We start from the raw sequence: 24,022 nt of genomic DNA, 5'->3' as shown, positions 1-24,022 counted from the left end.
TCGCTCCGCACCTGGAGGCGGGCGGTGGGGCGTCACCGTGGAGGACGCGTCCGGACGTGTGGAGTTCGCGTCGGGTGACCGGGGTGACCGCGCGCCGCTTGAGTTCCCGATGGGCCCAGGTGAGGTGCATGCGTGCGGGGTCGGCCGTCGCCTCGGCCGCCAGGTAGCTGCAGTGCAGCTTCGAGGCCAGGGGGTCGGTCCGGTCCAGGGTCTCGTGGAGCGCGCCCAGTTGCCTTTCCTCCTCCGGCGTACACGGGCGGTCGACGACCGCGATCAGGTCGAGATCGCTGCGGCCTTGCTGGTAGTCGCCACTGGCGAGGGAGCCGTGCGCCCGGAGCGCCCGGAGCGGGAGCCGGGGCGGAGGGCGGCCAGAAAGCGGTCCAGGAGGCGGGCCGGCCGTTGCCTGGTCGGTGGCCCGCCTCGGACGGGACGGGACCGGGGAGTCGGGCGGGATCGGAGAGCCGGGCAGGACCGGGGAGCCGGGCAGGACCGGGGAGCCGGGCGGGACCGGGGAGCCGGGCAGGATCGGAGAGCCGGGCAGGACCGGGGAGCCGGGCGGGACCGGGGAGCCGGGCAGGATCGGAGAGCCGGGCAGGACCGGGGTGGAGGTCAAGAGCCGACAGTCCGGCCCCGGTCCGGAGGCGGCGGCAGCGGGCGTCCCCGCGCACCGCACCTCCCCGGCCGATGTGCGGAATTCCGCACGCGGACGGACCTCCGGTTCCTACGCTGACGCCGTGACGGCCACTCCGGAACCCGCGCCCCCCTGTCCGTCCCCGCCCGCCGCCACCGCCCCACCGCCTGCCGACCCGCCCCTCTGGCGCGACCGGCGGTTCGTCCTGCTGGCCTCCGCCCGCACCCTCTCGGTCCTCGGGAACGGCTTCGCCCGGGTGGCGCTGTCCTTCGCGGTGCTGGCACTGCCGGGTGCGGGCCCCGGGCAGCTGTCGCTGGTGCTGGCCTGTCAGGCGGTGCCACAGCTGGTGTTCATCCTCGCGGGCGGGGTGATTGCGGACCGGATGTCGCGCTCCCGGCTGATGATCGCCTCCGATCTGGTCGGCGCCGCCGCCTACGCCGGTCTCGCCGCCATGGTGCTGACCGGCCATGCCCCCTTGATGGCGCTCTGCGCACTGGCGGCGCTGGCGGGAACGGCGACCGCGCTGTTCTCCCCGGCGATGGACGGTGTCATTCCGCTGCTCGTCCCCGCCAAGCGGCTGCAGCAGGCGAACGGGCTGCTGCGGGTCGGTATGAACAGCTCGATGCTGCTGGGACTCGCGCTGTCCGGTGTAACCGTCGCCGTCGTCGGCGCGGGCTGGGCCCTGGCGCTCAACGCCGCGTCGTTCGTGGTGAGCGCGCTGCTGATCCGAGGCCTCCGGCTGCCCGCGCGGGCCCGTACGGGGTCGTCGGGGTGGGCCGATCTGCGGGACGGCTGGCGGGAGTTCGCCGGACGGCAGTGGCTGTGGGTGGTCGTCGCGCAGTACTCGGTCGTCGTCGCCGCGCTCAACGCCAATGCCGGAGTGCTGGGGCCGCTGATGGCCGAGAACGAGCTGGGCGGGGCACGGTCCTGGTCGCTGATCGTCGCCGCGCAGGCACTGGGCACCATCACGGGCGCCGGGCTGGCCGCCCGTATCCGGGTGCGCCGACCGGTGCTGATCGCCGTGCTGTCCACCTTCCCGCTGGCCCTCCCGATCGCGCTGCTCGCCGTGCGGGCGCCGGTACCGTGGATCGCGCTCGCCATGTTCGGCTCGGGCATCGCCGCCGACATCTTCGGTGTGCTGTGGGCGACCACCATCCAGCGGGAGGTCCCGGAGGCGGCGCTGTCCCGCGTCAGCTCGTACGACTGGTTCGGCTCGCTGGCCTTCGCGCCGCTCGGCCTGCTGATCGCCGGCCCGGTCGCGGCACGGATCGGCGTCGGCCAGGCCCTCGCCGGCTGCGCCGCGCTGATCGTCCTCGCCTCGGCTGCCGCCCTGCTCTCCCCTCAGGTACGCGGCGTCCGCGCGCCGGCGCCGGCGCCGGCGCCGGAGGCCGAGGCGGAGGCGGCGCCTCCGCCGGAGGCGGCGGGCGAGGAGAGCGGCGCGCGCGCAGCCGAGCGGCCCCGCTGAAGTCCGGTGCGGTGGGGCTGCGTCCCGACCGCTGCGGTGGGGCTGCGTCCCGAAGGGGCGCGGGGAACTGCGCGACCGGCCACAACACCGCCGAACCGCAGGCCGGGACCTCCCGGCACCTCCCGCGGAGCGCTTGGCGCAGCCGCGAAGCGACGGAACGCGCCGAGCGGTCAAGCGGCGAAGAGGCGAAGAGGCTGAGCGTCGGAACGGCGGGACGGCGAAGCGACGGAACGGCCGAGCATCGGAACGACGAAGCGGCGGAACGACGGAACGGCCAAGCAGCCGAGCCCCGACCGTCCTACCTACCCATGCCCGCGCCGCCTCACCGTCCCGCGAGCCCCACCCGCACCACCGTCACGATCTCCTCGTCGGAGAGCCCCAGTTTGCGGGCCTCGGCGATCAGCCGCTCGGCGGTTTCCCCGAGGCGGGCGCGGGCGGGGGCGGCGGCACCGATGACCACCGCACCGCGGCCGCGGCGGAGTTCGATCAGCCCCTCCTCCCTGAGGCGCTGATAGCCGCGCAGCACGGTATGGACGTTCACACCGAGGGACGCGGCGAGTTCGCGGGCGGCCGGCAGCCGCTCCCCGGTGTTCACCGTGCCGTCGGCGATGGCGCCGCGGACCGAGGCCGCGATCTGGTCGCCGAGCGGGACGGACGACCCGGAGTCGACCCGGAAGAGCACCTCAGCCTCCTTGCCGCATATGCGCGCGGTCCGCATACGTATTGAGCAGCGCGGCGGCCGTCGCGGCATCGTCGACCGTCACCGCGAACTCCCTGCCGTTGGTCAGCCGTACCACGATGCCCTCCCCCGAGCGCAGTACGAGGCCGCTGGCACCGGACCGGATGCGGTAACCCCAGCCGCCGAACTCGGCGAAGCAGGAGATCCGGCGGCTGCGGGCCTCGGCGATGCGGTCCACGGGGATGCGCCGCAGACGGAAACGACCGGGCAGCAGCGTCGGCGACAGGGCCAGCCCACGCCGGTCCACGGTCACCCGTACGGAGGCCAGGGGCAGTACCGCGGCACCGCCCAACAGCAGTCCGGCGGCGGAGAGCCAGCCGGCGAGGGCGCCCACGACGAGTCCGGCGCCGAGCAGCAGGACACCCAGCACGATCAGCGGGGATGAGCTGATGGTGCGTGACCAGCCGGCGGTCGTACCGGCGGGGAGGTCGAGCCGGGGCGTCGCACCGCGTGCCCGCCGGGGCTGCGGGGGTGCCGCCCCGGCGAGCAGCCGCCCGACTGCGCCCGCGAGCAGCGCCACACCGAGGCCCACGGCCAGTTGCCACCGCGGTCCCCGGACGGCCGAGGCGTCACCGACGCCGGCGTTGGCGAGCAGAATCCCGCAGAGGGAGTGACCGAGCCCGGCGGCGGTGGCGAAGCAGCCGGCGATCAGCCACGGCACGTCGGGGACCGGGACCCGCACCTGGAAGAGCAGGCCGAAGACGCAGCCGAGGACGAGGAGCACGGCGAGGGACTCGGTCAGAAAGCCCTGAACCGAGGAGAAGCCGTCCGCGCGTGCACCTCGGAAGTGGGTGGCCAGCGGATCAGGCAACCGGTCGGCCACCCCCACATAAATACCGACGAAAGCCACGGTCACGACAACGAAGGGAACGGCGGCGAGCCAGGTCCGCGCGGAGCCGCCCGAGGGTACATCTGCGGACGAAACGGAACGTAATGCACTCTTCATGACTACCTCTCAGTTGTTCGCATAGTAGTAGAACAACTCGACACGTCGCAATGCGGCATCCATCTCATATCTGAGATACGGTCACCCCATGGCAGACGACTACCTCGTACGCATCGGCAGGCTCATCCGTGACGCCCGGCAGCACCGTTGCTGGACACAGACGCAGCTTGCGGAGGCTCTGGGCACCAGCCAGAGTGCGGTCAACCGCATCGAACGCGGGAATCAGAACATCAGTCTTGAGATGATCGCCCGTATCGGCGAGGCCCTCGACAGCGAAATCGTCTCGCTCGGCTATGCCGGGCCGATGCATCTGCGGGTGGTCGGCGGACGCCGGCTGTCCGGCAGCATCGACGTGAAGACGAGCAAGAACGCCTGTGTGGCGCTGCTGTGCGCCACGCTGCTGAATGCGGGACGCACAACGCTGCGCCGGGTGGCCCGCATTGAGGAGGTCTACCGCATCCTCGAAGTGCTGGGCAGCATCGGCGTCCGGACCCGGTGGATCAACGACGGCAACGACCTGGAGATCGTCCCGCCCGCGGAGCTCGACCTCCACTCGATGGACACCGAGGCGGCCCGCCGCACCCGCAGCGTCATCATGTTCCTCGGCCCGCTGCTGCACCGGATGGACCACTTCAAGCTGCCGTACGCGGGCGGTTGCGATCTCGGCACCCGGACCGTGACCCCGCACATGACCGCGCTGCGCCACTTCGGTCTGGAGATCACCGCGACCGACGGCACCTACATCGCCGAGGTGGACCGCAGCGTCGCCCCCAAGCGCGCAATCGTGCTGACCGAGCGCGGCGACACCGTCACCGAGAACGCACTGCTGGCCGCCGCCCGGCACGACGGCATCACGGTCATCCGCAACGCCTCCTCCAACTACATGGTCCAGGATCTCTGCTTCTTCCTGGAGGAGTTGGGCGTCCGGGTCGACGGCATCGGCACCACCACACTCACCGTCCACGGCGCCGCACACATCGAACGCGATGTGGACTTCGCACCGTCCGAGGACCCGGTCGAGGCAATGAGCCTGCTCGCAGCGGCAGTTGTCACCGAGTCCGAGCTGACGATCCGCCGGGTCCCGGTCGAGTTCCTGGAGATCGAACTGGCCGTCCTGGAAGAGATGGGCCTGGATCACGAGCGCAGCGCGGAGTACGCCGCCGACAACGGCCGCACCCGGCTCATCGATCTGACGGTCCGCCCCTCCAAGCTCCAGGCCCCGCTCGACAAGATCCACCCGATGCCCTTCCCGGGCCTCAACATCGACAACGTCCCCTTCTTCGCGGCCATCGCGGCCAGCGCCCAGGGGCAGACCCTCATCCACGACTGGGTCTACGACAACCGCGCCATCTACCTGACGGACCTCAACCGCCTCGGCGCCCAGGTCAAACTGCTCGACCCGCACCGCGTCCTGGTGGACGGCCCGACCCGCTGGCGCTCCTCGGAAATGATGTGCCCCCCGGCCCTGCGCCCGGCCGTCGTCGTCCTCCTGGCCATGATGGCCGCCGAGGGCACCTCCGTGCTGCGCAACGTCTATGTCATCAACCGCGGTTACGAGGACCTGGCGGAGCGCCTCAACTCGATCGGGGCACAGATCGAGATCTTCCGGGACATCTGAGGGGCGGGTGCCGCCGCGCCCTGCCTGACCTGCGTGAATACGGGCCAGGAGGGCGTGCGGCGGCATGTCTGGGACTTCTCTGGGACTTTGCGCCAGGACCGAGCGTCTGCCGGTCGGCTTGCGGCTACGCGAAGACCGCGTCGATGGCGGCGCCGCCGCGTGCACCGGCGCGGGGCAGGAAGTGCGCGTACTTCCGAAGCGTGAAGCCGGGGTCAGAGTGCCCGAGCCACCTGGCCAGGGAGACGACCGACTCGCCGGCCTCCAACTGCTCGGAGGCGTAGAAGTGACGCAGGGCGTGATAACCGTGCTCCCGGGAGGGCTCCCAGGCTCGGGATCCGTCCGGTGCGCTCTCCTCCAGCGCGGCGATCACGCTGGCCTCGGCCAGGGCGGGCTTCCAGACGTAGGAGTTGAAGTAGTTCCGATTGATCGCCTTATGCTCGCGGCCCGTCACCAGGAGGTCGTACGTCCTGGGCCGACGTTGCTTGGCTTCTATCAGGGTCTGCGGCGGGCGCGGATCGTCCCACGGCATGGTGACCGGCACGGGTGCGAGGAACTCCACATGCTGCCGTAGTGCCTTGGGCACGTTTGAGGGCAGGGGCACCTCGCGGACCTTGCGCCCCTTGGGAAGCGCGAAGCACAGCTTCGTCCGCACCATCTTGACCTGACGCCGGACATGGACGATCTCCGCGTCGAAGTCGATGTCCTCCATCGACAGGCCGAACGCCTCTCCCTGCCGCAGGCCGAGTCCAGCACCAATCTCGACAAGCGCGCGGTAGCGGTCCGGGATGCCTGCGCGTACGGCCAGCACGCGTGACGTTTGGGAGGCTGGGGGTGAGCCGCAGTCCGTGGATAATGGAGTCGCGCAGGGCGACGTTGCGCAGGCTGCTGTTCTGCTTGCTCAGGGAAACGCGTCGCGGCAGCTCGGAGCGCCGAGCCAAATGCGGCACGACTGTCGCGATCGCGACGCGCAATACCAAGATCCGCCCCATCCACGCCGCTGTCCTCGGCGGGCGATCGTGAGTTTAGCGACCGATGTAGAGGAACCGTATATAGCGCACGAACGACAGTCCGTGCTGCCGGAGTTTGGCAGCCTCGACGGAGTCGCTCAGTGTCCCGTGGAGCGCGCTGTTCTGCTGGAGCGCGACCGTGCGCCGGCTGAAGTGCTGCCGCTGCTGTCGGGCCTGATCGCCTGCAAGGGAGTTTTCTCGGGTGAGTCGTTCCTGTCCGTCCTCCATCTGCTTCCGTGCCTTCACACGCAACGCATCGGTCTCGGAATCCACATCCTTACGCCGGGCGGTGAGCTGGGTCCGCCGGCGGGCGACGCCCTGTTCGATCGGCTGTCGCTCTGACGCACTGAGGGAGGTCGGTTGCCGTGCTTCAGCGGAGGCGACCAGGCGTTTGCGCCAGACATCGAGGGCTATGGCCTTGGCCTCGCCGATGCCGTGGACGTCGATGACCCGGCCGCTGCTCAGCACGAGCACGGCACCGGTGCTGTTGTAGTGGGTGTTCTGCACGGGCCGGTAGCCCGTGAAGTCGGCTGCTGTCCGGATGCCCGCCGCCGCCAGACGCGAGGCGAGTTTCGGCCCGATGCCGGTCGGCGGGGACTGAGCGATCAGCCGTCGGCCGAGCTGATCCCGCACATACGCCGACTGCTTGTCGGTAAGTGCCTTGGCCAGGGCTCTACGGAGTTCTTCCGCAAGTCCGTCGATCTTCCTGTCTATGTCGCGCTGATTGCGGACCTTGCGCTTCTCGGCCTCTTTGAGCTCGGCATGGTACTGAGCGGTGAGCTTGTCCTGGGCTCGCGGGAAGGCAGCGGTCCGCTTCGCCTCCGCCGCGTCGAACTTCGCCCGGTCCTTGTGCAGCTTCTCTGCTGCCTTGACCGGGTCATCGAGCTGGGCCAGTTCATTCGTCAGCTTGGCAAGGGCGGCCCGTGCATGTGTCCGCTCCGCGCGGCGGCTCCGAGCGAACGTGGTGAGCGCAACAGCAGCGAGAGCGGGCACCCCCGGCTCGATCGGTGACGCCGAGAACCCTACGACGACCATCAGGACGGTCGCGATCAGCATGAGCGGACAGAGCACGGCAGTGGCGACATCCAGCGACGTCCGGGTACGGAAGCCGTCCGGGGCAGTGGCCGAGGGCGCGGTCGGGGTCGGGGCGGCCTGTGGAGAGACGTGCCCAGTCATCCATCCGGGCAGTCCGCCTGTACCAGGAGCAGCGGTTGCAGCGCCGCGAGCCGGTGCCGCTGAGGTCGTCGCGGCGATCCGTTGCTTGGGGACGGCCAGGGCAAGCGGAGGCAGCACGTCCAACGGCTGGAAGGCCAAGGACTGCACTTGGTCGGCGAGTCCGCTCACCGTGCGATCGGGGTGGGCCAGCAGCGTCTGCAGTCTCGTGGAACCACCAGGACTCTTGAAATCTTCCTCGGTGAGCAGCAGGAACTCACCACTCGGCTCGTGCAGCCGGTTCCACAGGGCAGGGTCGGAGGCGATCGCCTTGAGCGACAAGAAGATGACCCAGGCGGAGAATCGGTCCAGCGCCGCCCCGAAGTCATCATTCCCGCGCATGGGCGACTGATAGTTGCGGTGCCCCCGCTCAGTGCTGCCCATTCCGGCCAGTGCCGGGACGTACATGCCGTCGTAGTCGACCAGGCGCAAGGTGTCATCGCCTGCGACGAGCAGGTTGCCGTGCTGAAGGTCGCCGTGGGCTATCTCGTGGGTGGCCAGATCACGGGTCAGGGCCTCGAACCGGTCGGCCATACGGTCGACGGCGAACCGGTGGGCATAGTTGTCGTCGAGCCAGGACGACAGGGTGACGGCCTCGGCCCATTCCATCTTCAGGACCGGATAGCGATCCCGCCCGACACTGATGGCGGAGGGAAGGTACTCGAATCCAAGATTCCACGGTTGCGAGAGTTCGGCCGGCTCCAGCCGCGCGAGTCGGGAGCTGATGGCCTGATAGCGGCGTTCCTGGTCCGGGACGTGGCGTGTGAAGCATTTGATCGCGTAACGCCGACCCGAGTCGGCCGAGGTCAGCGAGAAGACGCTCGCGAATGCGCCGGAGATGGCGCGAGGCAGACCGAGCTTGGTCAGGTCGGGCTGTGCGCCTTTGAGTTCGGGATGCTGGAAGCACAGCTGTGTGTGCTGCAGCGCTTCCGCGTACTCGGCACCGCTCGGAAATTGTCTCTGCGGACCGGTGGCCGGGCCCACGTTCACCGCCCCTCGAAATCGATCCGTACGAGCGCCACGTCGTCGTTGCGTAATTGCCGACGGTCCCGCAGACCATTCAGCCAGTTCTTGAACCCGTCCAGGTCGTCGGGTCCGGCGAATTCCAGCAACTGGTTTACAGCGTCTTCCTGATCCGGAACTGACAAGAGCCACGCGGCCAGGGCGTCCGTCATCAGGAGCAGCCGGTCGCCAGGACTGCACCGGCCTTCGGTGAACCGCGTGCGGCGAGCCAGCAATGCCACGTCGTGGTTGCGACTGCCGAAGAGATCGGGAGTTGTGCCGAATTCCTCCACGGTCGCCACCGGGAACGCCTGTACCAGACGGTTGTCGTGCAGGTGGAACAGGCAGCTGTCCCCGAGCGCGGCAGCGCGCCATCGCCAGGCCGGTTCAGCCGTGTCGGCGTCGGAATCGGCATCCGGGTCGACGCGCACGGTGAGGAGGGTCGCGTAGGCGCCCTCTGCGAGCTTGGTGTGCTCGTACCACTTCAACGGGCGCCCTTCCTCGTGGCGCGCCTGCGTGTACTGCCCGAGCCAGGGCTCCCACTGAGAAACCGCCGACGACGCGAACTCCTCGAAGGCGGTGCCGCCTGCCAACAGGTCCGGCAGTTCCATGGCACGTTCGGCCGCCGCGCAGGCCAGCAGACTGGCCCAGTCCTTGGCGAGTGCACTCTCCGTCGCCCCGTCGCAGACGCCCGCGGTGAGCGGCTCCCGCAGCATGTAGTCGTGTGGGCGGCTGGGAAGCACGGCGACGGCGTCTTCGCATTCCGCCTCCGTGCTTCCCTGCTTGGGAGCCACGAGGTGCGTGACATACACGCATGATGTGGAAGTCGTCACCGCAGTTCAGTGGCCCGGGTGCCGATGTCGAGGAACTGCACGACCGTGGTGATGTCCGCGTTGTAGACGAAGCCGCGGGTGGTCTCGCTGACCCGCTGGCCCTGTGAGGCGGCGTAAGAACGCATGTGGCTGGGCAGCGGGCTCGACATGGCGAACAGTGTCCGAGCATAGCTGTCGGGCAGGCCGTCAGCCGTGTCGGGGAAAGCGGTGGGGGTTCCGCCCGCGGCGGATACGTGCAAGTTGAACAGCAGCGCCGCTCCGTCGGCGGTGGCGTGCGAGGTGACGGCCTCGGCAGCCGCGGTGGGGTCGCCGTCGGTGGACTCGCCGTCCGTCAGGTTGATGACGATGGGCGGGAAACTGGCCGGGTAACGCTCGGTCCACCCCGCGACGAGGCTCTCAGCGTACTGAAGCGCGCGGTTCATCGGGGTTCCGCCGTGGGCGATCGGGTCCATCCACAGTGGGAAGTTGACCACGGTCTCCACCAGGCCACCGGCACCGTCGGGCACCTTCTTGCTTCGCTCATCGACGCGGGCCGGGTTGTCCGCCACCTCGCTGAGGGGGACGATGTCACGGCCCGCGAGCGATCCCGCGAACGCCGAGCCCACGGTAGCGCCGTAGCCGATGACCGCGACGTGGAAGTAGTCGCGTACGCCTTCCTCTTTTGCGCACTTGACCGAGAGCTCAGTGAGCAGCCGGTTAATGGCGTCAGCAACGACATCGGCCTTCTGCTGAGGGACTTCACCGCCGATGGGATCACTCATGGAGGTCGACTGATCGACGAGGAAGATGATGCTGGTCGGATTGCTGCGGCTGATCTCTGCCGTGTACGGCACGTTGGGCTCCCGGCGGACTGCGAAGAAGTCGGACGTCGGAGAAGCTCAAACGACATGCTGACGTGCCGGTGTCTGTCGCCGTCGCGCAGGCCAAGTCACTGAGATCCCCCAACTCCATGATAGTGCGCAGACATTGGCGTATGGGGCGTACTCAAAGTGCTCTCGAAGAAATCCCGCGCATTGCCCTCATGGGCCGCTGAGCCGATCCGTCACTCGCTCCGCACGGCCGGCCCATACGTGCCACGCAGGCAGCCGCACGCCGTTCGGCAGCAGTGCCGCGTGGGTGAGGGCCAGCCTCAGATGGCGTGCGTCATCCATGTCGGCGGACGCACCGTGGTCCAGCCGGACCTGGGCAGCGCCCGTGCCCCGGCGAACGTCGAAGTCGTAGGGATAGCCGTCAGTCGTGACGTTTCTGTCGAGCAGGACGCCGGAAATCCCATCGGCCAGTAGGAGTTGGAGCCGATCGCCGACAAGCTCATCCTGTCGGTCGGAGTTCACGCCGAACGAAGGCAGCGCGGCTTTAGCCTCGGCCGCGTCCAGCAGCGCACGCGGCATCCCCGCACGGACCGACCAGAAATCACGGTCGCCGAAAACAATGAGATGCGAACGGGCACGGGTGATGGCCACGTTCCACAGGTTGACCTCGCGGCACAGCCAGTTGACCGCGCTGGGGCGCATTCTTGCGCCCGCAACAAGCGACAAAAGGATCACATCCTGCTGTCCACCCTGGAACGTGTGCACCGTGCCAACTCGTACGCGCGCCTCGTGCTTCCAGCGCTCGGCGATCAGGTCTTTCTGGGCCCGGAAGGGGGTGACGACCCCTACCGTCGAGCCTTCAGGCAGCCGCATGAGCAACCGCTCCACCGAGAGATGGACGCGATCCGCCTCCTCGTAATTCATCCAGGACCCCGTGCCACCTCTGCGCGCCGTTCCTGCGACATCGAGCCACTGAACCGCGTCGACTCCTTCGAGACGTCGCAACGACCTGGGTTCGGTGAGGACGGTCAGCCGGTCGCCATAACAACGCCGGTTCGAGATCCCGACGATGTCCGGATGGCAACGGAAGTGCTCGTCCAGCAACAGGGTTTCCCCGGTCGCGTGGGCACCCGCGTGGAACGAGGAGTAACGGCGGTGTTCGAGCCTGTGCTCGTCGAGCCAGCTCGCCCGCAGCCTCGCCCCGCGGTGCGCCGCAGCCTCCTGCCGAGGCTGGAGTGTGGTGATGTGCTGCAACTGCATGGGGTCGCCGATCACCAGGGCGCGCCGTGCGCGGAAGAGCAGAGGCAGCACATCCGGCGTGGAGCACTGGCTCGCTTCATCGACGATGACCAGGTCGAAGAGGGCAGCGCGGTCCCGGAATCGCCGGGCGGACCTGGCGGTGACGGCCCAGCCGGACACCTGCGGCAATATCCGCTCCAAGGACGACCACTGCCGCGGTGACCGTGACTTCACGGCTTCGACGCGGTCGTGGATGGCCGCGCGCGCGGAACTTGCCTGTTCCGCCACCGACGCCTGCAGCAGTGCTACCGCCGTCTCCCGGACCCGTCGATCGGCCTCCCGGAGCATCGTGAGGAGTTGGGCGTCGTCCGCTGCCGCGTCGGCTTCGGTGCCTTTCCGTCGCCAGGCGAACTCGGCTTCCGCGAAAGAGAGCAGGTCAGCGAAGCCCTGACGCCCTGCTGCCGGTACGGACAGCGGGGCGAGACCGCGAAGGCATCGGCTCCGCAGCCACCCTCCGAAGATTCCGAGGCGGATTGCCGTGCGAGCCCGGCGCAGCCACCGGCCGAGAGAGACATCGTCGCCCAGGGCCGTAGCGAATGCCTGCGGGGTGCCGTGGTGTTGTTCGGCGTAGGAGAGACGCAGCCGGCCGAGGTCCGCGAGTTCCCGCTCCCGGCGCGTGATGTCAGCAAGCTGGCGACGCAGCGTCTCTTGCACCCGGAGGTGGTTCCGCAGTTCGCCCCGGTGCGTCTGGGAAGTCTGACGGGGATGGACGCTGCGGGTCAGCTGCTCCAGTGTCCGCAACTCATGCTCGACGGCTGCCTGGTTGCCCGTGCGCACGAGAAGTCCCGGCACCAGTGCTTCGCAACGCTCCCAGACCTCGTCGACTGCCTTGTTGTTGGTCGATGCGACGAGCACGGTCTGGCCGGCTGCTCTGGCTGTTGCGATGGCGTTGACGATGAGCTGGCTCTTCCCGGTGCCGGGCGGGCCGGTGGCGACAGTGAGCCTGCGGACCATAGCGGCCCGGATGACCGCCTCCTGTCCTTCGTTCAGTTCCAGCGGAGCGACGAGCTGCACGTCCTGCTCCGCGCTCTCGTCCGCTCCTGGACCTCCGCGCCCCGTGAATGCCCCGAGCGCGGTGCCGGCGAACTGCCCGACACTGTTCTGCAGCGTGCTGTAGTCCTTCATGAGCTGTGCGGTGGCGGCCGAGTCCGGCCGTGCGGCGAAGACCATTGCCACATTGCGGGCCCCCTCATGCGCGGCGTACAGCGAGCTGCCGTCGCCGAGAGCTCCAGGATCGAGGTGCTCCGTGTCGGACAGTCCTAGTTCCTGCAACAGACTCCGCAGGTCGCGGACCATGTCCTCCCGGAAGCCCGGCCGCCAGTTGGGCTGGTAGGCGGCCAGCAACTCCTTGCCTTCGTCCTTGCCCAATCGATCGAGGACGAGTTTGGGATGCAGCACGATCGGCCCTGTCGGCGTGACCACACTGCGTGCCTGCGGATCGCGTTCGACCTCGATCTGACGCATGGCGAGCGGGGCGCACACCTGCCGCTTGCCGTCATAGAGGACAGCGACGGGATATCCGTACCAGAGGTCGGCGCCGTCCTCACGGACACGCTCTGCGAGGTCCGCGACGCGTTCCGGCGCTTGTACCGTGGCTTCCGTGCCGGAGAGCAGGACTTCTTCCCCTGCGGACCAGACCGCACGTGGAGGATCGCTGCCCACTAGGGGGAGCAGTTGGTCGGTGGAGTTCTCCGCTTCCAAACAGTGCTGGTAGTACGTCAGCAGTGGGGCCCAATCGGCCTCCGTGAAGGCGGAGTCGTCGTGTACTTCCTCAGTGGACTTGACCGGTGCCGGCGTCACCTCTCCGGTTCCGTCGGTGACTGCGATGAGCCCGGCAGGCAACGACTTGAGGGCAGGGATCTGCCGCCCGGCGGCGGCACGAGCCAGATAGATGTCGCCGGTCACGTGAAGACTGGACTGAGTCGGCGTCTGCCGACGTCCGTCAGGTGCTCTCTGCAAGTCACGGCTGATGTGCCGGAACAGATCGTTCGCCGAGACCTGCCCGTCACCGTCCAGGTCCGCTTGTCCTGAGTGCAGACCCTCGACTATCGCTTTGGTGAACTGCGAGGGCTGGTCCGCATCGGCGGTGAAAGCCTGCTCCCAGTGCTGCGACGCGGTGATGACGTGCACGCCACCGGCCTCAACGACCGGTGCGGTGGCCGAGTGCGAGGCCCCCTTGCTGCGGAAGCCCTGCACCGCACTGCCGCTGAAACAGCAGTCGAGCAGCAGGACTTTGCGCCGAGCGGCGCATTTCTCCAACTGGTCGGTCACATAGGAGGCTTCGAGGGCAGTCTGCTGAATCCGCTCTGCCTCGGTGTCCGTGGTGACGTAGTAGAGCTGCCCGTCCTCACGGTCGTACGTCCCGTGGCCGCTGAGATAGAGCACAACCAGTTCGTCCGGCTCGCGCTCGCTCAGAAAACGCTCTACCGCCTGCTTGATCGCCGCCTTCGACGAGTCCTCAACCCGCACGCACTTTTCGTAGCCTCCAACCGCAGGCATCTCCAAGACCTGGCTCAGGTAGTGAACGTCCGCGCGCACGGAGGGCAGGGAAGGGAAGTCCACGTCCTCGTAGAGAGCGGTGCCCACGAGTAAGGCATGCTTGCGGCTCATCGTTCGCCCCCCGGACCGGTGCCCGGCCCGTCGCCCTGGCCGTCCCGCATCGCTTTCACCTCACGGCCGGATACTCCGCCCTGGAACTCCGTGACGGTGCCGTCGGAATGCACGACGCGCACCTTGCGGCTTTTGCGGACCTCGACCCATGCCTTGATGGCGGTCCCCGCCAACGCGAAGCTTCCTGTGGTGAGGACGAGTACGACCTCCGGAGTGAGCAGCTCCGGCCCTTTCGCGCCCTCCGTGTTTCGCGGCGCTTCAGGCGCGACGAAGCGCACCTGGGCGTCATCCAGCCGATGCAGAACCTCACGAAGCTCTCGCGCTTCAACCTCCGCGTGCCGCGGATCGGCGCCGAACACCTGGATCCGTGCGGACTCGACCTCGTTAAGCATGTTTCCCCTCGGAACGTCAACTCGCCTACCAGGAGGCGCATTACGAGCTTGGCTGATTTACCGTCACCCTAGTGGGATCCTCGTCCGCAGCGACCCGGGCGACCAGCGTCTGCGTCGTGTGCCCTCGTCGGGCACACGAAGGATTCGGTAGAGCGGCTCACCCAGGTCCGCCCACCTCTCCAGGGCGCCCCGGTCCACCAGGTGAATTCCGTAGCGTGGGCCACTTGCTCGCGCGGCTGCCGTAAAATCTCCGGTGGTGACGATCACTGCGAAATGGGCACCGTGGTCGTGGCGGTACGTGCCGTTGACCCGCTGCACATCCTGGTCCCCGACCTTCCGGTCCGGTCGCAGCCGTTTGCACTGCACGACGACCCGTCGCTGCGAACTATCGACGACGAGCACGTCGGCGCCCTTGTCCCCCGCTCTGCCCACATGTTCCGCGGTCAGTCCGTCCCGGCGCAGCAAGGAGCAGCATGCCAACTCGAATGCCTGGGGGTCCAGGGCATCGAGATGCGCCAGCGAATAGCGCACGGGACCCGTGGGAAGCACCGAGCGCCCGGTCCATCTCTGTACGGCCAGCCGCCCCGGCTTAAGGCCCAGCCCCACTGCCACGGCGGTCAGCACCATGCCCGTCCACGCCGGCCGCTCCTCGGCCGCCTGCCACAGACCAGTGACCCCAGCCAGGGTGCCCACACCCCACGCCCACCAGGGAACCGCAGCCCATCCTCCTTGGCTCCGCCTGCGCCGCATCAGGCGGCCGACCCGAAGAGCGCCCACACACCGAAGGCCAGACCGAACAGCGCGAGGCCCGCCAGGTCGGTGATCGTGACCAAAGTGAAGGCATGGTCTCGGCAGCGCGCGAACAGCCCCCTGCGCCTGCGGCGACACGGCCGGTGGAAGGCTGTCGGCCCCCCGCAACGCGACACTAGCGCGACCCCGCCGATCACCAGTAATGCCATGACAAGCAGCATCGGACCCCCCGTTCCCCGACCTAGCCTTCATGAATATCGGGAATGCCCCCGCCCCGACCAGTACGTCTTCGGCCGAACCAGCAGGAGAGCAGGGGGCGTGTGGGTGCGCTGGGAGCGGACTTCCCCTCGTGTGTCCCTCTGCGCGCCCCCGGGCTGACGACTGCGGCTTCGTGGAACTAGGAAAACCAGTCGCTCGACCAGCTCCTGCGCCTTCGCCCGCCGAGCGCGTGCGATAGGCCGTTCGTTGTAGGGCGTCGGACTGCGCTTTCGATCTGTTGCTTCCGCCGTCCTCCCTCTTTCGCCGCGTCGGAGATTCCACGGGCGCCACCTGAGTACCGGCATCTGCGAACGCGGGGTCGTCGGGATGGTACCCATGCCGAAGGCAGAAGTGGCCAGCCTCCGCCACCTCCACGCGGACATCCGCATCCCTCCTGCTGACCGCCAGAAGCCCTCGGTCACGCAGGGCATAGGCCGAGCGCCAACCCCCTGATGCCCAGGCTCCAGGTTTCACTCCGGCAGCGTGAAACAGCCGAAAGATCGTCTGCACAGGTCAGCGCCCCACAGCCACCCATCGCAGCAGGTCACAGGGCCGCCTGGTCCCTTCCGGGACATCTGAGGGCAGGAGCCGCCGCAGCCCGTACGACCTGCACGAACGCGGGTCTGGAAGGGTGCGGCGGCCCCGGCGCATTACGGCCGTGCAGGGGAACGGACCGAGTCCGTGTTTGAGGGTGCCCGTACCCCCTCCGTCGCGAGGGCACGGGCACGGCCAGAGCGCGAACCGCATCCCCCCGCTACGTTGCCGCAACGACAGTGCCCGCACCTGGGCGGAACCCGTTGTCACGGCTGCGTGTCAACGCTCGGTTGGGACGGGTGCCACGGGGCTTCGGGGTGGGTGGGACGTGCGTCGGCGGAGACCCTGAGGGCGTACACGTTCCTGTCCTCGTCGTTGAGGCGAGAGCCGAGGTAGTGATGGCCGGTCATATGGCACCGGGCTGCCAGGTCGAGTGGAGCAGCCGGATCGGTCGCGATGACATGCACGACAGTATGTGGTGTGGCTTGGGCGATCTCGGCGCGCAGCCGCAAGAGGAGGGCGACGCAGAGCAGTCCGGTGCCGTCGACGGTGATGTCCGGTACGGGTACGGGTACGGGTGTGGGTACGGGGTCCGGGGGCGAGCCGGTCATGCGCGTGTCATTCCGGTCAGCGGCATCGGCGTGCTCCGGTCCGGCCCTGGGGCGCTGCGCGCCAGAGCGCCTGCGGAGACCCTCTCCGCTCCGGCTTCGGCGAGCTGCCGGAGCCGATCGAGGGGCATCTTTCCGGAGGCTTCAAGGACTACTCCGGAACCGGGGGCGGTCTCTTCCCCGACCTGCGCGACCTGCCTGATTCCGGCCACACTCATGGTGTCGAGTTCTCCTTCTCGATGGGCTCGTTCGGGCGGGTTACGCGGTGGCGCGGGCTGCCGGGGCCATCCGGGCGAGGGCGGTGCGCAGCGCGGCGTTGAACCGGTCGGGGCGCTCCTGGTGCGGCATATGGCCGGCGCCCGCGATCACGCTGACCTCGGCACCGGGCGTGAGAGCGGCGCAGGTCCGGGGCACTTCCACGGGGATCGCGGTGTCCAGCTCACCGTGGAGGTAGTGGATCGGCACCTGCAGCCCGGGCAGCGCCGGGCGCGGGTCGTAGCCGACGGCCGTGGCCTGGTGCTCGTCGATGTAGACGCCGGAGTCCAGGATCTGACGGACCGTCCAGTCGATGAGCGCGGGCGCGGTGCCCGGTGCGTACCACCCCGGCACCCAGCCCGCGACCGTACCGGCCCGGTCGCGGCGCAGATGGGCCACGAGCTCCGCCTGGGTCTCCGTCGACGGCCAGTACCCCGGCGCGCCCACCGGAACGACACCGCCGGTCAACTCGGGGCACCGCAGGCCCAGTTCAGTGCCGAAGACCCCGCCGATCGACGAGCCGACGACCACCGGCCGGTCCAGCCGCAGCGCGCCGATCAGCGCCATCAGGTCGCTGACCACCCCGGCGGTGGTGTTGCCGCGGGCGGGGCGGGCCGACCGGCCGCAGCCCCGCCAGTCGACGGTGACGACCCGGTGGTCCCGGGTGAAATCGGGCAGCTGGGCGCCCCAGGTCCGGCCGCTGGTGCCCCAGCCGTGCAGGAACAGCAGCGCCGGTCCTGTCCCCTCGTCCTCGTAGTGGAGCGTGGTGTCGTTGATGTCCAGGCTGGGCACAGTGGTTCCCCTCTGCCTCGTGGGCCGTTGCGGGCCACGCGGTTCGTGATGCCCCCAGCCAACCGCGGTCTCCCCCGCCGGACAATGAGCCATCCGCGCCTACACTGATCGCGAACGGTGATCAATGCCGGTCTCGACGAACAGGGGGACCCGGGGGCCATGGAGCTGCGTCAGCTGCGCTACTTCCTCACCGTGGCGGAGGAACTGCACTTCGGCCGGGCCGCCGAGCGGCTGCACATCGTGCAGTCCGCGGTCAGCCAGCAGCTCCGCCGGCTCGAACGCGAACTGGGTGCCGAGCTGTTCGCCCGCTCCACCCGCGTCGTCCGGCTCACCGAGGCCGGCAACCGGCTCCTCCCGTACGCCAGGGAGATGCTCGCCCTCCAGGCACGCGCCCGGGAGGCCATCGACGAACTGCGCGCCGAACAGGCCGCGACGGTGCGCCTCGGCACCAGCTCCGGGCTGGGTGGCTGGCTGGACCTCGTACTCACCGCGCTCCCCCGGCACTCCGGCCACGCCCAGTTGGAACTCGTCACCGGCAGCACCGAGGAGCGCCTGGCGCAGGTGCGTGCCGGTGACCTGGACGCCGCCCTGCTGCGCGGTGAACGGACCGACCCTGGGCTGGAGTTCCTGCCGCTGTGGCAGGACGCACTGATGGCGGCGCTGCCCGCGGGCCACGAGCTGGCCGCGCGGGAGACCGTCGAACTGGCCCGGCTCGCGGAACTGCCGCTGCGGCTCTCCCCGCGCTCCCGCAATCCCGCGCTCCACGATCTGATGATGCGCTCCTGCCGGGCGGCCGGCTATGTGCCCGTCCTGGGCCCGGAGTTCACCAACGACCAGGACACCCTCGCCGCCATCGGCCACGGCAAACCGTCCTGGACGGTCTTCTACGCCCCGCACGCCGACCAGCTCCCCGTTCCCGGCGTGGTGTTCCGTCCTCTGAGCGGGCCGGCGCCGGTCATGCGGACCTACCTTGCGGTGCGGAGCGGTCCGCCCCGGGCCGCGCTGCGTGCCCTGATCGAAGCCTGCTACGAGGCAGCCGACGGCGGCACGGAGGGCGCGGCTCGCCGCTTGCCCGGGAGGTAACCGGTGCCGGCCCTTGATTTGCCCGCTTCCGGCCTTCCTGGGGATCCCTGGCGGTAGGGAATGCCCTGCCCTGCCCACCTCAGCCGTTGCGAGGTTATGAGATGCGTAGACTCCTGTGCGCGCTTTAACCATCCGACGCCGGCCTCTTGACCGACCGCCACCGCACGTATCGCGACCAGGTCAGCCATGTGCTGGAAAGCCTCGGCTACAGCATCCCGGAATGGCACTGCTAGTGAAAGCGCATGAGCGGTCACTGGCCCTCACCGAGTGCCCTTCTTCGGGAGTGGCCTACGGGTGAGCCGTCAGTGGAGCGCGGGAACCGCCCCCGCCACGTCGGTCGGTTCGGACTGGAAGGCCAGGAGAATCAGCCCGGAGACTTGGAGGGCGGCGTGCCATTCGTCCTGGTGCAGGTCCGGGAAATCCGCAAGCACGGAGGTAGGTACGGAACAGCCGTCGGCGCTGAGCAGTACTTGCCCGAGCGAGCAGCCCGAGCGGCTCAGGCATATGCGCACCGTCGGCTGCGGTGGTTCTGTGGACCGTACGGCGATGTGCCGGGCGGCCTCCTGGTTGTCGGGTGTCTCGGACGCGAAGTCCAGGAGTGTGGTGCGTAGTTGGGCGGTGAGTTCGTCCTGCGGTGGGTCGTGTTCCGCGATCGCGGTCAGCGACCGGCAGAAGCGCTCTCTGCCCGGCGTTCGGCGCGGCCTCGGGAGGAGTTGAGGGTGCGGTACGGCATCCCTGCGCACGGGTTCGGGCTCCGACTCGAGCACCGTGAGGATCAGCTTGCAGACCAGTAGCGCGGCTTCCCACTCGTCCTGGCGCAGCGCCGGGTACCTCTCGTGCACCTGTGCCGGGAGAGCGCTCCCGTCCGCCTTCCAGAGCAGGTCCGGCAGCGCCACGTCATAGTCGGCGAGTCGCAGACCGAGGCTCCGTCCCCAGGTGTGGTCCGCGCTGCCGAGGGTGACCGAGCCGACGAGGGAACGCTCGCCCAGTGTCTCCTCGGCCAGGCCGGACAGCGCGTTCTCCACTTCGGTACGGAGGTCGGCCTCGGGTACGTGCCGCTCCCCTCCGATGCGCAGCAGGGCAGCGCGCAGGCGTCCGCGCGGCGATCGCGGATTCATCGTCCCCTCCAGGCGTGTGCGTCCGGTGCCGGTCCTGGCCGCGTCCCGTGAGCCTATTCGCCTCGCGTCGGCCGCCCTTGCCCTTGCCCTTGTTGCGAATGAGTCGCAAGAGCTACTCCATGGCAATTAACCTGCTCGCAGTACGCGAGAGGAGTAGGGCATGCGTGGGACACCCGTGGTGCTGGGCATTGAGTCGTCCTGTGACGAGACGGGCGCCGGGCTGGTGCAGAACGGCCGGCTGCTGGGGCATGCGGTGGCGTCGAGCATGGACGAGCATGCGCGGTTCGGTGGCGTGGTGCCGGAGATCGCGGCCCGCGCCCACGTCCACGCATTCACTCCGGTCGTGCAGCGGGCGCTGGAGGAGGCCGGGATGCGGATGTCCGACGTCGATGCGGTCGCGGTGACGACCGGTCCGGGGCTGTCGGGTGCGCTTCAGGTGGGGCTCGCGGGGGCGAAGGGGCTGGCGTATGCACTCGGGGTGCCGTTGTACGGGGTGCACCATCTGGCGGGCCATGTCGCGGCCGACACGCTGGAGCACGGGCCGCTGCCCGACCCCTGTGTGGTGCTGATCGTCTCCGGGGGTCACACCTCCCTGCTCCTCGTCCGCGACCTGGCCCGCGATCCGATCGTGCATCTCGGCGACACCCTGGACGACGCCGCCGGCGAGTGCTTCGACAAGGTCGCCCGGGTCTTCGGGCTGCCGTACCCCGGCGGCCCGGCCATCGACCGGACGGCGCGCGAGGGTGACGCCCGCGCCGTGAGCTTTCCCAGGCCGCTGACCGGCCCGCGCGATGATCCGTACGGCTTCTCCTTCTCGGGTCTGAAGACGGCGGCCGCGCGGTGGGCGGAGCGGCACCGCGGTCAGGTCCTGCCGGTGGCGGACGGGGCGGCCTCGTTGCAGGAGGCGGTCGCCGATGTGCTGACCCGTAAGGCGATCGCCGCCTGCACCGCCAACGGGGTCGGCACTCTCGTCGTGGTGGGCGGGGTGGCCGCCAACTCCCGTGTCCGGAGCCTGGCGGAGGAGCGGTGTGCCGCTGCCGGCATCGCGCTGCGGGTGCCGCCGCTGCGGCTGTGCACGGACAACGGCGCGATGATCGCCGCCATCGGCGACCTCCTGGTCCGGGCAGGCGCCGAGCCGGCCCCGCTCGATGTCTCGATCGACCCCTCGGCGCCCCTGGAGTACGCCGCGCTGCACCCCGTCGGCCGCACCGCCGCGCCGGTGTCCTGACGGCTGACAGGGGCGGGCCGGACCGTTTATGAGGCGGCGCGGGGCGGTCGGTCCGGCTGGGCAAGGAACGGTGTCGGCCCCACCTCGTCCCCGGCGCCTACGCCCATCCCCCCAACGCCTACACCCCTCACCTCGTCCGGACGAGGTCCGGCGCGCGGAGGTCAGAAGTGCGCCCGTATCGCCGAGGTGTGCGCGCGGACCGGCCCGGACCGGACGCCGGCGCCGGTCAGGCCGGAACACGGGTGACTGCTCCGGCCGTTGCGGCGAGTTCGGGCAGGGTGCCGACGAACGTCGGGAGCAGCCGGAGGAAGACGGACCAGGCTTCGACGTCCGTGCCCAGATGTTCCTGGACGAGCGCCGCGGCCCGCTCCCGCAAGGGCCGCCACTTCTCTTCGGGGAACCGGTCGTCGGGGTGCCCGTATCGGTAGCGGTGCAGGAGGTCGAGGGCCGCCCCGGCGGGGGCCGTGTGGTCGAGGAGGTCCTCCAGGGTGAGCGATCCGTTCCGCAGGGCGGCATCGGTCCAGCTTCCCCAGCGCTCGGGGTCGTCACCCAGCCCCGCCAGCAGCAGCTCGCGGGGGCAGTCCGGGCGCTCCGTCACGAGGGCGTTCACCAGGCCCGTGGAGAGCGGGCCGGTGCGGTGCGCCGCCACCAGGGCCGGCCAGGGCGGCTCCATGCCCTCGCTGAGGAGCCGGTTCAGCCGTATGTCGGGCCGGTCGCCCGGCCCGGTGAGATACGCCACCAGCCGCTCCGGCGCCGCCTCCTCGGCGAGCCGGGCCCGCAGTTGCTCCAGGCCGTCGGGGACGTCCAGCAGTTTCTCCGTCCTGCGGCGGAGGGTGACCGGGAGGCGGTTCATGGCCAGGATCTCCCGTACGGCGTCCGACCCGCCGCGCTCCCACACAGCGATCAGCAGCCGCAGCCGGCTGGCCGGCAGATACAGCCGCAGCCGGCCGAGGATCCGGCGGGCCACATTCAGATCGCCGGATTCCAGGCCGGTCAGCAGCCGGTCGCGGTCCTGGCTGATGACCAAAGCGTCCAGCTCGGCGAGCAGCTCCTGGGAAACCGGGCGGGTGCCGCCGCCGCGCAGCCGCCCGGCGAGCAGGCGCGCCCGTTCGGAGCGGTCGAGGAAGTGTTCGCGGAACAACTCGGCGTCCACCGCCGGTTCGTCGAGATCGAGGAGGTATTCCCGCTTGTCCTCGCGGAGATGTCCGGCGGCCATCGCCAACTGGGCGGGAAGGCCGTGGGCGGCCGCCACCGCGTCGCGGACCGCGGGGGGCGGGTTCCCGTCCAGGAGGAATTGCTGGACGGCCAGCGGATCGAAATACGGGACGACGGCGATCTGGACCTCCTCCGGGGCACACTCGAACATCGCGAGGAAGGCCGCCCGGGATTTCTCGGGGGTCTCGCCCGGCGGGAACTGCGCCTTCCGCGGCCGTGGCCAGCTGGTGCAGCGCCTTTTGCGGGAGCCCGGGTCGGTGACGTCCGCGACCAGGGCGGCGACGCTGTTACGGGGGAAGCGCCGCATCCGGTCGTAGTACGTCAGCCAGTTGACGGGGTCCGCACCGAGTGGGGCCACCAGATCGGCGACGGCCTTGCGGGTCGGTTCGTGGTCGTACGGCAGCGCGCGCAGGATGGCCGCCGCCGGTGTCAGCTCGGTCAGGACCTGGTCCAGGGACAGCCGGCCCTCGCCGATGCTGCGCTTGAGGAGGTGGCTCAGCGGGATGTCGTCCGTCGCGGCTTCCGCGAGGATCTCGAAGGGGAGTTCGGCGGCCTGCCAGGCGGTCTGATAGGCGTTGTGGCGGAAGCTCTCCCACACCAGGTCGGCGGGGCAGCCCTCCCACCCGGCGAGCCGGAGCAGCCCCGGGCCGTAGTTGCCGGAGTACTCCGGTCCCTTTCCCAGGGGCAGTCGTTCGTGTTCGCGCCGGATCAGGTCCCAGTCGAGGCCGTCGGGCCGCACCGCGGGGCCGTCCCCGTAGCGGAGCTCCAGCAGCGTGCGGAGGTGGTCGGGGTCGGCCCACTCCCCGGCCGGCCGGTGCGCCCTCAGGAGGGACTCCGGGTCAGGGGCGTCGATGGCCTGCCGCAACAGATCCGGCAGCCATGGGTGCCCGAATTTCAGCGCCGGCAGGTCCTCGGACAGCTCCAGGAGCTGGGTGAACGGTTCGGTGCTGCCCCAGAGCTCCAGGAGGCTGAGGCAGGCGTCCACGACGACCGGCGGGGGCAGATGCACGCCGAACACGGCCAGACCGACGACGTTCACCCCGGGGAATCCGCTGGTGAGGAGGGGGACGAGCGAGTAGCCGACGGGCTCGTTGCACAGGACCGGGAACAAGCCGTCGTCGTCGTACCAGCGCGGATCCGTGAGGTCGGCAGCCTGCAGCAGCGTCTCCGGCAGCCCGGGGACGTGGTGCATTGCGCGCCGGCGATCCTCCTCGTCGTCGCGGAACACCGCGTACCACAGCGCCCGGCCGACGGCCGGATCGCCGAGCTCGGCCGCCCCCAGGAGCCATTCCCCGGGCTCGATGAACAGCGCGGCCCGCATCTGCGCTGCGTCCCCGCCCAACAGCTCCTCGACCATCCCCTCCGGGAGCCCGAACCGGTCGGCGAGAACGGCCAGGAGCTCGGGGCGCAGCCGCTCGGCAAGCTCATCGGCGGTGGCCGGATCGGCGAGGCTCAGCGCGCGGCGGAGCGCGAAGCGCGTGGTGTGGTTCACGGGTGGTTCCCTTCACGAGCGGCGGCCGGGCCGATGGTCGGTACGCGCACACCGGCCGTACCCGAGCGATCGTCACATGGACCACTGACAACGCCGCCCCCTGCCGCAATCGCTGACGCCTCCGCA

At 69.7% G+C, this 24,022-nt stretch carries 19 protein-coding genes and 1 pseudogene; 4 read left to right on the top strand and 16 right to left on the bottom strand.

Going from position 1 to position 24,022, the window contains the following annotated elements:
• Window positions 1–25: 25 nt before the first annotated feature.
• Window positions 26–384: pseudogene (locus tag AB0C46_RS37130) on the bottom strand (nucleotidyltransferase domain-containing protein); the annotation flags it as partial.
• 350 nt (window positions 385–734) lie between these two features.
• On the opposite strand from AB0C46_RS37130, the gene AB0C46_RS37125 reads away from it, so the two are divergent.
• The gene (locus AB0C46_RS37125) at window positions 735–2,096 is read left to right on the top strand and encodes an MFS transporter (RefSeq protein ID WP_362833519.1); all 1,362 of its coding nucleotides are present in this window, start codon (window positions 735–737) and stop codon (window positions 2,094–2,096) included.
• 322 nt (window positions 2,097–2,418) lie between these two features.
• On the opposite strand, the gene AB0C46_RS37120 is transcribed toward AB0C46_RS37125, so the two are convergent.
• Both AB0C46_RS37120 and AB0C46_RS37115 read right to left on the bottom strand, forming a co-directional pair.
• Window positions 2,419–2,778, bottom strand: coding sequence for a GntR family transcriptional regulator (locus AB0C46_RS37120; RefSeq protein WP_362833517.1), 360 nt, complete (start codon window positions 2,776–2,778; stop codon window positions 2,419–2,421).
• Window position 2,779: 1 nt separating this feature from the next.
• Window positions 2,780–3,691 (bottom strand): DUF1648 domain-containing protein, encoded by a 912-nt coding sequence (locus tag AB0C46_RS37115; RefSeq protein WP_362833516.1) that lies wholly within the window; start codon window positions 3,689–3,691, stop codon window positions 2,780–2,782.
• A gap of 178 nt (window positions 3,692–3,869) precedes the next feature.
• On the opposite strand from AB0C46_RS37115, the gene AB0C46_RS37110 reads away from it, so the two are divergent.
• A complete protein-coding gene (locus AB0C46_RS37110; protein ID WP_362833514.1) occupies window positions 3,870–5,399 on the top strand; it encodes a UDP-N-acetylglucosamine 1-carboxyvinyltransferase in 1,530 nt (509 codons plus the stop codon).
• A 124-nt stretch (window positions 5,400–5,523) separates the two neighbouring features.
• Here the strand turns inward: AB0C46_RS37110 and AB0C46_RS37105 are convergent, their stop codons facing one another.
• The 11 genes from AB0C46_RS37105 to AB0C46_RS37055 all read right to left on the bottom strand — a co-directional run bounded on the left by AB0C46_RS37105 (window position 5,524) and on the right by AB0C46_RS37055 (window position 17,760).
• Window positions 5,524–6,207 (bottom strand): tyrosine-type recombinase/integrase, encoded by a 684-nt coding sequence (locus AB0C46_RS37105; protein ID WP_362833513.1) that lies wholly within the window; start codon window positions 6,205–6,207, stop codon window positions 5,524–5,526.
• Between the two features lie 214 nt (window positions 6,208–6,421).
• A complete protein-coding gene (locus AB0C46_RS37100) occupies window positions 6,422–8,602 on the bottom strand; it encodes a hypothetical protein (protein WP_362833512.1) in 2,181 nt (726 codons plus the stop codon).
• A 2-nt stretch (window positions 8,603–8,604) separates the two neighbouring features.
• Complete coding sequence (locus AB0C46_RS37095) at window positions 8,605–9,432, bottom strand: hypothetical protein (protein WP_362833511.1); 828 nt, start codon at window positions 9,430–9,432, stop codon at window positions 8,605–8,607.
• A gap of 17 nt (window positions 9,433–9,449) precedes the next feature.
• A complete protein-coding gene (locus AB0C46_RS37090; protein ID WP_362833509.1) occupies window positions 9,450–10,286 on the bottom strand; it encodes a vWA domain-containing protein in 837 nt (278 codons plus the stop codon).
• Between the two features lie 186 nt (window positions 10,287–10,472).
• Window positions 10,473–14,171: an AAA domain-containing protein gene (locus AB0C46_RS37085; RefSeq protein ID WP_362833508.1), complete on the bottom strand. Its 3,699-nt coding sequence runs from the start codon at window positions 14,169–14,171 to the stop codon at window positions 10,473–10,475.
• On the bottom strand, window positions 14,168–14,563 hold the full coding sequence (locus AB0C46_RS37080; RefSeq protein WP_362833506.1) for a hypothetical protein: 396 nt from the start codon (window positions 14,561–14,563) through the stop codon (window positions 14,168–14,170). Before AB0C46_RS37080 ends, AB0C46_RS37085 begins: the two co-directional genes overlap by 4 nt.
• 63 nt (window positions 14,564–14,626) lie before the next feature.
• The gene (locus AB0C46_RS37075; RefSeq protein WP_362833505.1) at window positions 14,627–15,256 is read right to left on the bottom strand and encodes a restriction endonuclease; all 630 of its coding nucleotides are present in this window, start codon (window positions 15,254–15,256) and stop codon (window positions 14,627–14,629) included.
• Between the two features lie 56 nt (window positions 15,257–15,312).
• On the bottom strand, window positions 15,313–15,522 hold the full coding sequence (locus AB0C46_RS37070) for a hypothetical protein (protein WP_362833504.1): 210 nt from the start codon (window positions 15,520–15,522) through the stop codon (window positions 15,313–15,315).
• An 849-nt stretch (window positions 15,523–16,371) separates the two neighbouring features.
• A complete protein-coding gene (locus tag AB0C46_RS37065; RefSeq protein ID WP_362833503.1) occupies window positions 16,372–16,716 on the bottom strand; it encodes a sulfurtransferase TusA family protein in 345 nt (114 codons plus the stop codon).
• The gene (locus AB0C46_RS37060; RefSeq protein ID WP_362833502.1) at window positions 16,713–16,931 is read right to left on the bottom strand and encodes a hypothetical protein; all 219 of its coding nucleotides are present in this window, start codon (window positions 16,929–16,931) and stop codon (window positions 16,713–16,715) included. The genes AB0C46_RS37065 and AB0C46_RS37060 overlap by 4 nt, the downstream gene beginning before the upstream one ends.
• A 40-nt stretch (window positions 16,932–16,971) precedes the next feature.
• Window positions 16,972–17,760 carry an alpha/beta hydrolase gene (locus tag AB0C46_RS37055; protein ID WP_362833500.1) on the bottom strand — a complete coding sequence of 263 codons (789 nt, stop codon included), beginning with the start codon at window positions 17,758–17,760 and terminating at the stop codon, window positions 16,972–16,974.
• 159 nt (window positions 17,761–17,919) lie between these two features.
• On the opposite strand from AB0C46_RS37055, the gene AB0C46_RS37050 reads away from it, so the two are divergent.
• Window positions 17,920–18,843: a LysR family transcriptional regulator gene (locus AB0C46_RS37050; RefSeq protein WP_362833528.1), complete on the top strand. Its 924-nt coding sequence runs from the start codon at window positions 17,920–17,922 to the stop codon at window positions 18,841–18,843.
• Window positions 18,844–19,145: 302 nt separating this feature from the next.
• Here the strand turns inward: AB0C46_RS37050 and AB0C46_RS37045 are convergent, their stop codons facing one another.
• Complete coding sequence (locus AB0C46_RS37045; RefSeq protein ID WP_362833499.1) at window positions 19,146–19,961, bottom strand: hypothetical protein; 816 nt, start codon at window positions 19,959–19,961, stop codon at window positions 19,146–19,148.
• Between the two features lie 160 nt (window positions 19,962–20,121).
• Between AB0C46_RS37045 and tsaD the strand changes: the two genes are divergently transcribed.
• Window positions 20,122–21,189: a tRNA (adenosine(37)-N6)-threonylcarbamoyltransferase complex transferase subunit TsaD gene (gene tsaD / locus AB0C46_RS37040; protein WP_362833498.1), complete on the top strand. Its 1,068-nt coding sequence runs from the start codon at window positions 20,122–20,124 to the stop codon at window positions 21,187–21,189.
• A gap of 226 nt (window positions 21,190–21,415) precedes the next feature.
• On the opposite strand, the gene AB0C46_RS37035 is transcribed toward tsaD, so the two are convergent.
• A complete protein-coding gene (locus AB0C46_RS37035; protein ID WP_362833496.1) occupies window positions 21,416–23,896 on the bottom strand; it encodes a hypothetical protein in 2,481 nt (826 codons plus the stop codon).
• Between the last annotated feature and the right edge of the window lie 126 nt (window positions 23,897–24,022).

The organism is Streptomyces sp. NPDC048637 (genome assembly GCF_040650675.1).
In the GTDB taxonomy this organism is placed as follows: Bacteria; Actinomycetota; Actinomycetes; order Streptomycetales; family Streptomycetaceae; genus Streptomyces.
This window is presented reverse-complemented; position numbering and strand designations above follow the sequence as displayed.